Source organism: Thermosporothrix sp. COM3, from assembly GCF_059696735.1.
In genome coordinates this window covers 6,914,775-6,929,472 of the sequence record NZ_AP019376.1, presented here as the reverse complement: position 1 = coordinate 6,929,472, position 14,698 = coordinate 6,914,775, and the positions used below count along the sequence as shown (strand labels likewise).

General features: G+C 51.3%; 11 protein-coding genes. 2 read left to right on the top strand and 9 right to left on the bottom strand.

Annotated features, from left to right (window positions below):
- Nucleotides 1-91 precede the first annotated feature (91 nt).
- The 8 genes from KTH_RS29630 to KTH_RS29595 all read right to left on the bottom strand — a co-directional run bounded on the left by KTH_RS29630 (nt 92) and on the right by KTH_RS29595 (nt 9,780).
- Complete coding sequence (locus KTH_RS29630; protein WP_497622488.1) at nt 92-2,134, bottom strand: methyl-accepting chemotaxis protein; 2,043 nt, start codon at nt 2,132-2,134, stop codon at nt 92-94.
- A 41-nt stretch (nt 2,135-2,175) separates the two neighbouring features.
- Nucleotides 2,176-2,766, bottom strand: a complete 591-nt coding sequence (locus KTH_RS29625) for a chemotaxis protein CheW (protein ID WP_497622486.1) — start codon at nt 2,764-2,766, stop codon at nt 2,176-2,178.
- A 92-nt stretch (nt 2,767-2,858) separates the two neighbouring features.
- Entirely contained in the window at nt 2,859-3,200 is a 342-nt protein-coding gene (locus KTH_RS29620) for a response regulator transcription factor (RefSeq protein WP_497622484.1), read from the bottom strand.
- Nucleotides 3,201-3,338: 138 nt separating this feature from the next.
- Nucleotides 3,339-3,773: a response regulator gene (locus KTH_RS29615; protein WP_111322187.1), complete on the bottom strand. Its 435-nt coding sequence runs from the start codon at nt 3,771-3,773 to the stop codon at nt 3,339-3,341.
- 1 nt (nt 3,774) lies between these two features.
- On the bottom strand, nt 3,775-5,187 hold the full coding sequence (locus tag KTH_RS29610; protein ID WP_111322185.1) for a DUF4388 domain-containing protein: 1,413 nt from the start codon (nt 5,185-5,187) through the stop codon (nt 3,775-3,777).
- 75 nt (nt 5,188-5,262) lie between these two features.
- On the bottom strand, nt 5,263-6,102 hold the full coding sequence (locus tag KTH_RS29605) for a response regulator (protein ID WP_497622481.1): 840 nt from the start codon (nt 6,100-6,102) through the stop codon (nt 5,263-5,265).
- A gap of 209 nt (nt 6,103-6,311) precedes the next feature.
- On the bottom strand, nt 6,312-7,043 hold the full coding sequence (locus KTH_RS29600) for a response regulator transcription factor (RefSeq protein ID WP_111322181.1): 732 nt from the start codon (nt 7,041-7,043) through the stop codon (nt 6,312-6,314).
- A gap of 55 nt (nt 7,044-7,098) precedes the next feature.
- Nucleotides 7,099-9,780 (bottom strand): sensor histidine kinase, encoded by a 2,682-nt coding sequence (locus KTH_RS29595; protein ID WP_497622479.1) that lies wholly within the window; start codon nt 9,778-9,780, stop codon nt 7,099-7,101.
- Between the two features lie 733 nt (nt 9,781-10,513).
- Here KTH_RS29595 and KTH_RS29590 point away from each other — a divergent pair.
- A complete protein-coding gene (locus KTH_RS29590) occupies nt 10,514-12,163 on the top strand; it encodes an alkaline phosphatase D family protein (RefSeq protein ID WP_111322177.1) in 1,650 nt (549 codons plus the stop codon).
- Here KTH_RS29590 and KTH_RS29585 read toward each other — a convergent pair.
- Entirely contained in the window at nt 12,151-13,059 is a 909-nt protein-coding gene (locus KTH_RS29585; RefSeq protein ID WP_170142559.1) for a LysR family transcriptional regulator, read from the bottom strand. The two genes, KTH_RS29590 and KTH_RS29585, sit on opposite strands and share 13 nt — an antisense overlap.
- A 226-nt stretch (nt 13,060-13,285) precedes the next feature.
- Between KTH_RS29585 and KTH_RS29580 the strand changes: the two genes are divergently transcribed.
- Nucleotides 13,286-14,554, top strand: coding sequence for a YbfB/YjiJ family MFS transporter (locus tag KTH_RS29580; protein ID WP_111322174.1), 1,269 nt, complete (start codon nt 13,286-13,288; stop codon nt 14,552-14,554).
- Nucleotides 14,555-14,698 lie beyond the last annotated feature (144 nt).

Sequence of the window (14,698 nt, the reverse complement as noted above, 5' to 3'; positions counted from 1 at the left end):
ACAGTATACCAGAGTGAGAACAAGCATTATGTCAGGAACGTTTCGGCACTAGCTTGCTACTTTATCCGAAACAACCCATCCCATAAAAAGCTTAGAAGGGTTTTTGATCCTGGTTAAAAGAGAACTGGTCTGGATTCTGCTGCGGTCCTCCCTGCTGCCGCTGACGTGAGGCAGGATTACCAGCCTGTCCCGGTTGTGCAGTCGGCAAGAGGCCAGAGTTTGAAAAGGCATTTGGCGTGCTGCCAGGATTCGGAAAAGCGAACTGATTCTGATTCCCGATACCCGACATGGACCCCTGGAAATTCCCGAAGCCCTGCTGCTGACCATCAAAGCCATTCAAGTCGGCAAAATCCTGCTGCCCGAAAGGCTGACTTGAGAAGCCAGAATTGGACGGCGAGAACTGATTTGGCATCCCCGGGAGACCAGAGAACGATTGAGGACCACCAAAGCCCGCCTGATTCCCAAACTCGGGCTGGCTATCGAAACCGAACTGTCCAGAACGCGACCCGAGCGCCAGCAGAGACTCATTGTCTTCAGGCTCAGGCAGCGGCGGGAAGTTACCCGAGAAGCCCTGTTGCCATTCCCCACCATCCGGGCTGGAGATAAAGGGCGCCGAACCAAACTGACCGTTGTTCTCATCGGACAGCTCACTCACAGAGGTCATGTTCGGGAACGAGCCAGAGATATCATTGGTGACCCGTTCGGGCAGGCGGAAGGTAGACACCGAGGCGCGCAACTGTTCGGCCAGCTCGGCCAGATAGCTTACACTGACAGCGGCTTCCTGCGTGCTGGCGTCGGTCTGGCGAGTAATCTCCGAGATACGAGCCATTGCCACAGCCACAGCCTCAGAAACGCTTGCCTGCTCATTTGCGGAGCGAGCAATGCTTTCGATCATCTGAGCCTGTCGTTCCACATCAGCGTAGATAGAGTTCAATGCATTTTGTACATTATCGGCAAGCTGTGATCCTTTTACCACCTCTTGCGTGCTATCTTCCATTGCCACAACAGCTTCATACGTATCACCCTGAATACTCTTCACCAGATTGGTGATACGCTTCGTTGACTCGGTCGAGCGTTCAGCCAGCAGACGGATTTCATCGGCAACGACTGCAAAACCGCGACCGTGCTCACCAGCCATAGCAGACTGAATCGCAGCGTTCAAAGCCAGCAAGTTCGTCTGGTCAGCGATGTCAGCAATAATACGAACGATTTCACCGATTTCGTTTGAACGCTCACCCAGGCGCTTAATCTTTTTCGCAGTCTCCTGCACGTTCTCACGAATCAGTTTCATACCTTCAAGCGTCTGGCCCACGGCTTGCTGACCGGCAGCGGCATTTTTCAACGCTTGCTGTGCCACATCAGCACTCATCTGAGCGTTACGCGCAACGTTCTGGATGAAGTTCGCCAGAGCTTCAACGGATTCGGTCGTCTGCGAGATCTGTTGCACCTGAGCTTCAGAGGCCTGGGTCTGCTCCTGAGAGCGATCAAGAATGCGCCGGGTGGCGTTTGTCACCTGAACAGCGGTTGACTGCACGCGACCCACGACCTTTGCCAGCTCCTCAATCATGTAGTTAAAGGAGTCAGCAAGAACGCCCAGGGTGTCAGGTGTCACCTCAGCCTGCACCCGTAGGTCACCATCACCCACCGCACTGACTTCTTGCAACAGTTTTTCAATTTGCGCTTGCAGAGCAGCCGCATCACCGCCGCCACCGAGAGTATTATTCGCATTATTTCCTTGATTTTCCAGCAGCGAATTGAGCGAAAGCGCAAGTACAGCAAAATCGTCGTCGCCATCAACCGATGCGCGCACATTGCGATCGCCAGCCGCGTAGTCGCGACAGACCTCAATGAGGCTCTGCACTCGGCCCAGGACTTTCGTTCTCACCATCATATTGGTGATGAGGACGCCGCCAGCCGCCACTGCCGCGACCACGACCAGGATAATAATAAAGGTCGTAGCCTGCGCGAGCAGTGCCGGGAAGAGTGTAAGCGCGAGAAGCGCAACAATGGCAAGGGCAACGATTGGGATAAGGGCAGAACACACCAAACCCACCTGCATAATCGCATCAATGGTCATTCCACCTTTATTGCGATCAGGATTCATCCGCCAGACCTCCTGTTGAACTGAATTCATTGTCAAGCTGGACACCCATAAGTTTATTCTTCTACATAGTTTTAACTAATGGCCTGATAGCGCTGCATTTTTTCGGAGAAAAGAAGTCGTGCCACATCTAATAAAATCAGCATACGATTAGAGAGCAACGCACACCCAGCAGCAAAGGGGACAGCCCAGTGAGGGATAGTAGCCTGACGTACATTTCCAGCAGTGATTGCAGCGGCAGGAACTGGTAACATCTCGCTGACAGCATCTACCACGAAGCAAATGACCATCTCATTACACTGCAATGATAACAGGCGAGTGCGAGGGGTATAAGCCACCTGTTCCAGCCCAAGAAACATACGTAGATCAACCACCGACACGATAGCTCCACGCAAGTTCATAACACCACGAACCCAGGGAACCACATTAGGAACAGGAGTCAGATCACCAAGACGCTCAACTCCCTGCACGTGCTCCGCTTTGACAGCATACTCGCGCTCTGCCAGCGTAAACACCAGATACTGCTCACCGACAACAGCCGGTTCAGCGCCTTCAGCCACATCTTGCTTTCCCTGCAAGTGGGAGAGAGAGGACAAGCGAGCCTGGAGTTGCTGGAAGGCAGCGAGTCTATCACGTTGCAACATCTTCAGATCATCACTGGACACAAAAACACTCCAAAGGGCAAAAGGCGCGTAGACACCTTCAAGCCATATAAAAAAATAAGTACCGCTTTCTTTCAAGCGGCGAGGCTGGTAGGTTATACCAGCCGTCGCACGCTAGCAACAAGCTCCTCATCGTTAAAAGGCTTCGTAATATACATATCGGCACCCTGGCGCAATCCCCAGGCTTTATCCAGGGGAGTATTTTTACTGCTGATTAGGATTATCGGAATATGCCGACTCGCCTCATAACTTTTAAGCTTGCGACACAACTGAAAACCATTTTGTTTTGGTAACACTACATCCAGGACAATACACTGTGGACGTTCTTTAAAAACTTTTTCCACCGCTTCATCTCCGTCTACCGCAGTGACCACCTCAAAGCCACTGTTTCGTAGAGGAGTCGCTATCATTGTCAGTTCTGTCCAACTATCATCCACAACGAGTACTTTTTGCCCAGGCATCCAATTATAACCTTTCCTATACAAGATTTACCAGTGAATTGGGAAATAAAGGCTATTGCACGGAATGCACCTTACTGGTCATCATTCACCGATAAAGTGTACAAGAACGGCACACTAGCCCCGACGGTAGCGCACACGCTGGCGAACTGGTTGCTGCACAGGCATGCGCTCTTGCCAGTTCGCAAGATGCTTTTTCACCGTCTGTACTAATTCCGCAGAATCAAAGGGTTTTGTCAGATATTCCGTAGAACCTGCCAGACGGCCACGCATCTTGTCAAACAAACCGTCCTTCCCACTGAGCATAATAATTGGAATTTGGCGAAACTGCAAGCTTTTTCGTATTATCTGGCAAATATTGTACCCATCCATGCGTGGAAGCTGGATATCCAGCAGAATCAAAGCAGGCATCTCATCGGCTACTGAAGTCAAAGCGCTCAGCCCGTCACTTGCGGTAATGACACGGATGTTCTCTTTTTGCAATGTCATCTGTACAATCTTGCGAACGGTGGGACTATCGTCTACCACCAGTACTGTTGGTTCAGCGGCCATTTTAGATTGTCCTCCTTTGTGTCTCAGGCGACCAGTAATCTCCATCATTCTCTGAGGTTGACCATCCCTGCATCAGATTTAATGATGGTGTATTCGCCCGGCTATCGCGTCCTCGTGCCTTCTGTGTTTTCCGATGAGCACGATAGATCTGATACTGCTGTACCTCATGGTCAATCTCTGATAAAAAGACCTTCCAGGCAACGTTGATCTGGCGGCCAGTATGGGAGTTTCCTACCTCATCCTGGAGCATTTCAGAGAACACAATGCGTAAAAACGCTGCAAGTCCTAACACCGCTTCCCAATAAAACTCTTCTAGCTGTTCGCCTTTGACCACTTTATTAAGAGTGAGTATATCATTACAATCAAGCTGTCCATTGACAAAGCTTGCTGTCTCTAAAATAGCATATTGCTTCTGAGCCAGGTTCTGCAAATGAGGATAGAAGCGCTGCTCAATATATCTGACCACCTCGGCGGAAGGGACATGACCACGACCGCGCAAAGCCCGTGCATAATGCCCATGATGGCCCAACAGCCCATTGATGCATTCAGCAATAGTCGCGATCAAACCCAGCAGGAGTTGATCAGCATTAGAGGCGTTGCGATGGCGCGCCAGCATATACTGACTTTTAATGATGATATTTGAAAGATCTTGTTGAAGCTCAGCCTCTAACGCGGTATCCACCACCTCGATCAGTCTGAGTTCAATTAAACGAACCATGATGCGGGCAACACGGGCCTCAGGCATCAAGAGCGCGAGCGAGACAGCCTGCAAGGGGAACTCCCCATTAGAGAGGCATAGCACATCAATACTTTCCTGACCCAGTCCCAGACTACGCACGTCATTACGCACCTGCGGCTTCCAACGAGCCACGGTGGTACGGGTGAAACCGGTAATGCTTCCCCCTTCCGCCATGATCTCCGCCCATTCGTCTGCCTGACGCAGAGCCTCCAGAAGCACTGAGTCCACGTCAAGCGGTTGCATTCCGGTATCGGCAGGAATAATCTGCAAATAAAAGACAAAACGCCCATTCACCCAACGAAGCGCATGGCTGATCGCCTGGGTGACAAAAAATTCCAGGCGTTGCTGCATTTCCGCCGGACTCATCCACCCTCGCTCTACCAGTAAAGCCAGGGTATGCTGTATATTGCCGCGTGCAGCATCTCGCACCATCTGCGCTTGCGCAGGAGTCAACCTGTTCATCAGGCAGAGCATGCCCAACAGATCGGGCTGAGGAATACCCTCTTCATGCAAGCCAACAATCTTGCCTTTACGCAGCCCGATTGAGAGCGTCTCTGGTCCTGAGGAGACAAATAATTTTCCGGTTTTCTCGCTCAGGGCTAGCATTTTCAAAATGGACTGAAGGCCTAATGTTTGCAGGTCTCCATCCATTATGCGGTCTTGCTGCGGTTCCATTCTATCCCTAGATCCTTAAAAGTGAAGACTAACTTACACATCTCAGAAATTTGCGTATTGCCTGCCTCTTCCCCTCTATGAACTGGCACCTGAACTCTGCATGCATGCCTGTTCAACCATTGTCAGTAATTCTCCCATCCGAAAGGGCTTCTGCACATACACAACTCCTTTCGTCGGCAAATATCCACTCTCAGCAGGCCGTACTTTCTGCGTCAATGCAGTCATCACGATAAACGAAGGCATCATTTGTACTGTTCCGGCAGCTAAACAGCGCATTATCTGATATCCATTCATCCAGGGCATAATCACATCTGTAATAATACAGTGTGGTTGCCAGTCAAGACATACTTCTAATGCCTCCAGACCCTCGTGAGCCACTACGACATTGTAGCCCAATTTCTCTTCAAGACTCTGCCGAATTGTCTTTGCAACAAAAGCATCATCATCTACAACCAGCACCCGAATCTCATTGGTGCGGCTCCGCACTCCCATCTGTTCACTCTCTGTGGGCGCGATCAGCCGCCCCAATACCTGTACATAGCGTTGCAACTGTTTCATCTCGAACGGTTTCTGTAAGAATGCAATCGCCCCCAGTTCTTCCAGCATAACGCGCGACACTGAACCACTTCCCAGGGCGATAAGTAAGGGCAGTTTTCCCCATACAGGCGCTATTCTGGTCCCACTTCCCACACCTCCCACTTTCTGCTCAGCTTTCCCCTCTTCCTGCTTTGAACCGGAAGAGCGAGAGACCATATCCAAATCATACAACAAGATGTCACTCTCTGTATGTATGTTTGTCTCCATGTTCCAGATGTGTTCGGGAGAAACAATAACTGCTTCATATCCCCAACGCACAATATTGGAGACGAGTATCCGATAAAAGCTACTCTCGTTGCCGGTAATACATACGCGCATTGATTTCTTCTGCACCATTCGGATTACCTCTATAACATCCCCCAGATAACACCTCTTTTCAGCTCCGGGCTGCCTCCGCTCGCGAGGGAGTGCCGCACATCCATACCTTTCTGTCCATGCAGTCCCCTCAGGGGATTCTCTGCCCTTCAGTGTATAGAACATTCTCCGAGTTTGCAATGAAAATATTCCCTTTTGACATAAAAATTCTATTAAATATTTTCTCTCTTCATAGGAGAACGGAATACATATCCTACGCCAGGTTCAGTTATAATATAGCGTGGCCGCGACGGCTCCTCTTCTACTTTCAGCCGCAACTGCCGAACATAGACACGTAAATAGTCCGCTTCATCGCCATACTCTGGCCCCCAGACCGAGCGCAACAACTGTCGATGGGTCAGAACTCTCCCTGAATGCTGCATCAGGTAGCGCAATAACTCGAACTCAGTCGGCGTTAAACGTACATCCTGCCCACCCACCCGCACCTGACGCCGCACCACATCCATATAAATATATTTGTCTTCACTGACCAGCAGTTCTGGTTCTTCTTCCTCTTCGGTCTCTGTGGTCTGGGCCCGGCGTAAACAGGCTCGCACCCGCGCCATCAGTTCGTTATTGCCAAATGGCTTGGTCAGATAATCATCCGCTCCCAGATCCAGCGCCCTTACCTTCTCCTTCTCATCGATCAGCGCCGACACAACGATAATCGGGGTTTTCCCCTGCTTGCGCACTGCGACGCACACATCCAGCCCGCTGACCGGGCCCGGCATACAGAGATCCAGCAGGATGAGATCCGGCTGATGAAGGCGTACTATCTCTAATGCTTGCTCTCCATTGTAGGCTGCAAGTACCTCATAGCCACTTGCATGCAACGACTTCCGTAGAATACGCTGGATTGGCAATTCATCATCAACAATGAGTATACGTTTCCCCTTCGGCCTCATTAGCTCCTTCCCCTTACATAATCAAGGTGTTGCGGTATCAGCATTCTCTGCCTGTCTACCTTTTCTCAACAGGTGTATCTCCCTTTTCAAGGAGAGGAAGAGTAAAGACAAAACAGGCTCCCTTGCCCCCTTTGCCATCCTCATCAACCCTGTTTGGCTCAACCCAGATATGACCGCCATGAGCTTCTACTATACCTTTGCAGATAGCTAAACTGAGCCCATTACCATAGGAGCGAGAGCTATAAAATGAAGTAAAGATACGCTCACGTTCATAGCCATGCGCAGGGATCTCGCTTCCAAGATCAACCACGCGTACCTCTAATTCATTTTCCCTGACCGCCATACTGACCGTGATTTCCTCATCCTCGGGTATATGTCGCGCCGCATTCTCAATCAGATTATAGAAAACACGCTCAAGTTGTACATGATCTACATATATCAGTGGCACCGATGGGACAATTTCTTCCTTTACATTCCTCTCCCCCAGAATACGCCCTAATTTACTTAACGCACCATGTAGCACTTCAGCAACATCACACCATTCTCTCGCCAGTACAAGCGCTCCCATCTCGATACGAGACAATTCTACCAGCGCGTTAACCAGTGCCGTCAGGTGGTCTGTCTCCGTCTCGATATCCTCAAGGATCATGCGCTTGTCTTCTTCATCCCATTCCACCCCCTCCTGCAAGAGCCCGGAGACCGCCGCCTTGATCGTGGTCAGTGGCGTGCGCAGATCGTGCGAGACCGAGGTCAGCAGGGCTGAACGATGCTTTTCTTCCCGCACTTCTTCGGTAATATCGTGTACCTGTAGGACATGCGCAACCAGTAAGCCATCATGGTTTGGCAGCGGGTGCCGCGTAAAGCGATAATAGCGATCACCCGGAAAGATTTCGGAAAGAGGAGTTCTATGACATCCTTCTCCAATCTGCTCCTTTTCCGAGACCGGTGCAGGCGCCAGAATACAACGGATCTCCTGCCGGCTGTTGCCTTCCTGCCCGAAGTCATGCAAGTAGCGCAAAACTTCCGCACGATTTCGCATGCGAGGAATAAGTTTTACAAAGACGCTTTCAAGCGAGGCTGCCTCTTGCTCACGCGAGAGAATCGTTGATGAGTTATATAAACGTGACATCCCCTCAATTCGAGTCTCACAGAGCGCCTCAGCTTCCGGGTTCATGTAGGTACAGCGTCCCTCAAGATCGATCACCAGCCAGGCATCATTAATGCCATTTGACTTGATCATCAATGGGGTCAGTTCACCCACCATGCCGGTCCCTACCAGTGCTGCTTCAGCCGCCCTGGTCAACAGAGCAACTGTGTTCGGCAAGTCGTCCCTGGGTTCGGGTTCCTCACCATCCGCCAGTGGCTGTAGTTCGAGGTCTTCTGGCAGCACCTCAACGGGCACGCTCTCCAGCTTTGCCTCTTCATCAATCCTACGATCCGCCAGTTCTGCGAACATGGCAGCCTCAAGCGTCTGTTCCCTGAGCGTCAATAGATGGTCGCTGACGAACCGCAACAGACTACTGAAATTAATACCGAACGTACGCTTTGTCTCTTCGTGGATCTGTTCCAGTAATCTGAGTTCTTCTCGCAGCACTTCCTCGTCATCTTGAGCAACCAGGCGCTGCTGCTGGGCACGCTCCAGCTTCTCTATTGCTCGCTGGAAACGACTGCGTCGGTGAGCAGAATCCAGCAAGAGACCGTTATGAATGGCAAAGGAAGCCTGCCCGGCAAAAAGCGCAAGGATATCGGCTTTCAGCGGCGTAAAGCCCCCCGTCTCAGGCGAACAGAGCAGAAGAGCGCCAAACACCATATTCCCGGTGTGCAGCGGATAGCTCAAAACCGAGTGAATACCGAGGCGACTGGCAAAAAAACGACTGGCTGGAAACTCCTCATCTACCGCGATGTCGTTTGAGACAACCGAGTTTCCCGCGTGAATGGTGCGACTGATAATGCAGCCATCACGCACTGGCAACGTTTCCTGAAAGACCTGTTCCAGTTCCTCAGCATCTCCCTGAAACCCAGCATGTGCTGCAAAGCTCAAACAGTTTCGCCGCCGATCCACAATCACAATGGCAGAAGCCACATTCAGAGCATGCGCAATACCCCTGACGATACGATGTAAAATAGTCGGGATATCCAGCTTCGATGTCAGGGCATTGGTGACAGCCTTTAGCGCCTCGCGCTGGCGGTTCTGAAGCTCGGCACTTCCTCCTAGCTGAGCACTCTCAATCGCTGCCGCTAGAACCCGAGCCACTGCATTCACCAGACGCTGCAAGGTCTGATCCGCGTAAACCCCGGAATCAACGCTTCCAAGCTCTAATGTACCAAGCACTCGATCCTCGACTACCAGCGGTGCGATCAAGGTCGAGTGAAGCTGAGGGTACGAGCTCAAGGCATCCCCACACACTGCGGGCGCCCCATCCAGCTCCTCCGGGTAGTCATTGACCAGGAGAATAGGCGCCTTCAGCATTCGCTCAACCATCGAACCGGATAGAGGATGCTGGCGGTGCTCCGTTACCCATTTTCCTTTTTCACGACGACAAATCACTGCTCGAATCGCTTTGCGATCATGACGTAGCAAGACGACACCGAACACGTCAAAGGGTAATGTTGGCTCTAATTCAGCAACCAACAGGCTATAATCCGACTTTGCACCGCGTACGGTGTTCATGATTCGCGCAACACGCTCAACGATAGCAGATTCATCTACTGGCGATGCGTCTGTTTTTGCTTCCATTGCTTCCATGCCAGTCCTACCCGATACATATGTCTAAACGCCCTCAACTCAGCCTCCCTTGATTGTGACTGTCCAGAAAATCATCAGTCACTCTCTGCACAAAAGCAGAAAAAGAATTGGCACCGAGCAGGACTGAAGATATACATATTTCTACAGTAAAAGCTGAAAAGCATTCTCCTGTTCTTTTTTCTGCATTCAGGAGAACAATTTTCTCTGTCTGATGTTTCTTATCTCATAACACGCACAACAAGCAAGTTACATGTACGCGACATGTACGATACGAATTACAACATACATCTCGCACATCGCAACAAAGTATACCATACAGATGCATGCCGTCGTCAATAACTCAGCCATCAATAGGGAGAGAGAGAAAGATCTCCCATCAGTGTAACACATCTTTCACACCTTTCGCCCTGTCTTTCCACCTCAAAAACACTGAATCTTTTTTCATACAGACAAAAGGATTTGAGCACTGGGATGATTTTTCTTTCACTTTTCTCCTTATCTCATACTACATGGTATCTTTTGTTACAATTTTTCAATTCTCTTTATCACTATACCTTCTTTCTTCTCTTTTTCGCATTTCAGATGGTACTCAAGAAGAATCTCTATGACATTTTGGCCTCCTACAGCGTACATGTTAGAGCACAGATATGCCTTGCTCTATTTGCACCATCAAGGCAGAACAACGTAATATAAAGGCACATCTCCAACGGTTGAAAGGATTTAAATGAGCACCATGCCACACCTGAGTATTGGCCCGATTCTACGCGCTATTGACTCCTCTCACGCTCTCCTCTGGGCAGAACTTTCAGAGCCCTGTATTGTTACCGTCATTGCCCAAAAAGAAGGAGCCTCGGCGCTTGAACGTGTCACCGCGTATGCGCATACCATTCGCGTCGGGAATCACTACTTTGCTGCGGTTCTGCTACAGGGGTTGGAACCGGCAAGCTGGTATAGATATACCATGCTCACCTCAACAGAAGCGGACGGAACCTTAATCCCTCTCCCAACCGAGCAACTTCACTACCTCCGCACCTTGCCCGCTTCGACATCTGCCCATCAGCTCCGCTTTGTGTACGGCTCCTGTCGGCAGTTCCATCCACAACATACTGATCCTTTGAGCCTGTTCGGAAATTGGCTCCAGGCCCATGCCACCGACAAAGAGCAGCATTGGCCACATCTCCTGCTCCTGATTGGCGACCAGATTTATGCAGATAGGCCTTCCGCTTCCTTTATTGAACGCTATCCTCAATTTCGCGAGGGAGCTCATACATTCGACGATTTCGCGTTCCTCTATCACTATGCCTGGACCGCGAACGAGGGTATCCGGCAGGTTCTGGCAACCCTGCCAACCTATATGATGTTCGACGATCACGAGATCACCAATAACTGGAATACCTCGCCCACCTGGCGGCAGGAAGCGCTGCAACAAGGTCTGGAACAGACAATTATCGATGGGATGGTAGCCTACTGGGTTTACCAGGGTTGGGGAAATATCCTGCCTCATCTCTATCCACAGCACCCGCTCCTGCGTATTATGCAGGAAGCTGAGCAGAGCGGCACAGATTGTCTGGAAACTTTACGCAATGTTATGCGAGCAGCGATTTATAAAAACTATGAGCTGCCCTGGCACTACACTATTCCAACCTCTCCCACCATTTTCGTCACCAATACCCGGGCTGATCGCACCTCGGTCCTCCAGCCAGAGAGCGACGCACGTTTCGCCCCACTTCAGATTATGGGTCCACAGCAGATGGCAGATCTGGAACAATGGCTGCAAGCTCAGACTCAGACGCCCGCGCTCATAGTTTCCTCGGTTCCGTTGCTTCTGCCACCACTGATCGGCTGGTTTGAATATATGGCGGGCGTACGCGGCTCATCAAACAACTGGTTTAAAAAACAACTTGCACGCTTTGGCCTGTTTCTGGCGAGAAAAGGCGACTTCGATCACTGGCCACTCTACCATGTCACCTGGAACGCGCTACGTCAGCAGCTTGCTCGGAGACAACTGGATACGCTCTGTTTCTCGGGTGATGTCCACTTTTCCTATGCAGCGACAGCACAGGAAAGCAGCGGAGCGCGGCTGCATCAGCTCGTCTGCACGCCAATCCATAACAGTCTTGCCCGCAAGCATCGGCTCATGATTGAAACCCAGTCCTATGTGACCAGAGCCAGCTATGGGCACCTGCGTACACGCATACTCCCGCTTCAGGCCCTTGCTCCCTCGGTCCAACTAAAGCGTCACCTTCTCTATCAGGATACGCTGGCACTTGTTCAGCTCCAGACGGCTCCAGATGGCCGCTATACCCTGACGCAGGAGTATCTCAGCGAGGTCAACGGACACCTTCAGCCAGTAGCCGGTATTCAATTGCCCTGAAGCCGCAGTTTTGAGTCAAGTACCATTTCCACAAATCGACGGGCAACCGCGGGCAATGGCCCCACGCGCCGATAGGTGATGGCAAAGAGAAACTCTTCTACAACATCAACTATCGGCAAAATGGCCAGCCCGTCATCACGCTGCTCAACTGGCACAAAGGCCGCTGTCACCAGCGAGATACCCACTCCATGTCGCACAAGCTGCTTTAACCCTTCAACGGCATCGATCTCGATAATAGGCTGAACCGCAATGCCACGCTGAAGCAGCACACGATCAATAATCCGACGCAGGCGAAAAGTTGAGCGTAACAGCAAGAGCGGCTCAGAGACAATACGCTCTATGGTGATCTCCTCCGCAGGAACACGAGTCAGGGGATGCTGCGCCGGAACAAGCAGTTGCAGCGGCTCCCGAAAGAGCTCCTGCACAACCAGCAGTTCAGGCCGCACCAATGGATCAAAGAGAAAGCCAACGTCGATCTCCCCCTGCTCTACCAACGTGAGGATCTCGTCAGTCAAGGCCACGCGTACGTCAAGATAAATATGCGGGTACTGCTGATGAAAATGAGTCGCCAGCGAATACAGCAACGTCGAAAGCAGCGGCTCGATACATGCGATGCGCAGTGTGCCGCTGAACTCTCCCTGAAGCCGCGCCATTGAAAGCTGGCCCTGTTGAAGCTGTTCGAGCGCCTGCCGTGCATACGCCGCAAACTCATGCCCTGCTGGCGTTAGAAAAATGCGCTTGTTCTTGCGCTCAAAGAGCTCAACCCCGAGTTCCTGTTCCAGCGCTGCGATCTGGCGGCTTAACGCAGATTGAGCGACATAACATAATTCCGCTGCCTTGCGAAAATTCTGGGTCTCTACCGCCGCCAGAAAGTAGGTCAGTTGTCGAATCTCCATGCCATCCCCCACTTGATGCCGCCACGGCATCAATCTTTTCTCAAAGAAGTGTTAGACATATCAACATCTATCTATTATACTTCAGAATGAAGAGAACAACGATCTGATTGCAACAAAGCCGCTGCCTTCAGCATACTTCCCTATATCTTTCTTACACATCTCTTTTTTGTACTGTCTGAAAAACGACATCAATTCTCTGCTGAATACGCGGGAGTACCTATTCTCTATGCTGACAAAAGAACGAACAACTGATTTTCTCGCACATGCAGCCGTAACAATAGAAAGAAATGAAGTCCAGACAGGTTTACGTCCACTTGCCTGGTGGTCTGCTCTGGCTTTCTCCTGTATTATTGGCTTTGCGCGCTTCTCCTATGGCCTGCTTATTCCGACCATTCAGGACTCGCTGCATGGCTCCTATAGCATGCTTGGCCTGATCGGGACAGCGAACTTCGCGGGTTATCTGCTTGGAACACTGGGCCTTCCCTTCCTGCTCATGATGTTCCGTGACCGCATCAAAATGAACTGCATCAGCCTGTTTCTGATGAATGCCACCATTCTGGCGTCTGCCTCCAGCACCGACTTTCTTCAGCTCGGGATCTGGCGCTTTCTGGTCGGCTTCTTCTCAGCGGTCGCGAACCCGCTCACCCTTTCACTGCTGCTTGAGCGGACCCCGCCGGCAAAACAGAGCGATGCTACCGGCTTTATCTGGATCGGAAGCACTTTCGGTATTGTCATCACAGGCCTGATCGCACCGCCCGTCCTGCAACTTGGAAGCGGTTTCTCCTGGCGACTAATGTGGGCCATCATGGGGCTGCTCGGGCTGATCTGCACCTACGGTCTCTATCGCTCGCTACAAGCAAACCGACATCGGCAGCTTGAGGCCTCATCCTCGGCACAGGCGCATATATCGCCGCTCGTCTTGCTGCTTGAAGTTCTCTCTCCACGAAAGCTGCTTTTTCTGATGCTGTCGATGTTCAGCTATGGTTGTGGCTATATCATCTTCACGACCTACTTCATCTCGCTGGTCGTTCAGCAGGGCCTGCCTTCTATTCTGACGGGGATTGTCTGGGGAGCAATGGGCATTTTCGGCATTCTCGGAGGCCTGGTCTGGATCAAATCGCTGCAACGCTGGCCGAACGGTTTTCTGATGGGCATATCAATGCTGATCGGCACGGTGGGCACGCTGATTTCGGCAGCTTCGCACGTCTTCGCTATCGGGATTGGTGCCGCATTAGCGGGGGCAGCACTCTTTATCGGGCCTCCATTGATTTCAACTGTCGTTCAGCGCAATGCGGTTGATCCCGACCATTTCACCGGTAGCCTCAGCTTTATGCTGGCTATCTTTGGTATCGGTCAGCTTATCGGTCCTACGCTTGGCGGTGCTATTGTCGACACCTACGGATTGAGAGCAGGTATCGTGGTTGGTGCTCTGATCCTCGGCTGTGGCGCGCTGAGCTCTTTCCTTCACGGTGTCATCGAACATCGACGCAGATAACCACTCATTTTGCCTGCCTTCACGGCATGGGGAAAGGGGAGAACAACAATGTGCCGGTTGTTTCTCCCCTCCCTTTTTTGTGCGCTACTCTTTGTTGACACTCCCCAGACCCTCGCCGGGGAATGCTTCTTTCAGCCAGCATTC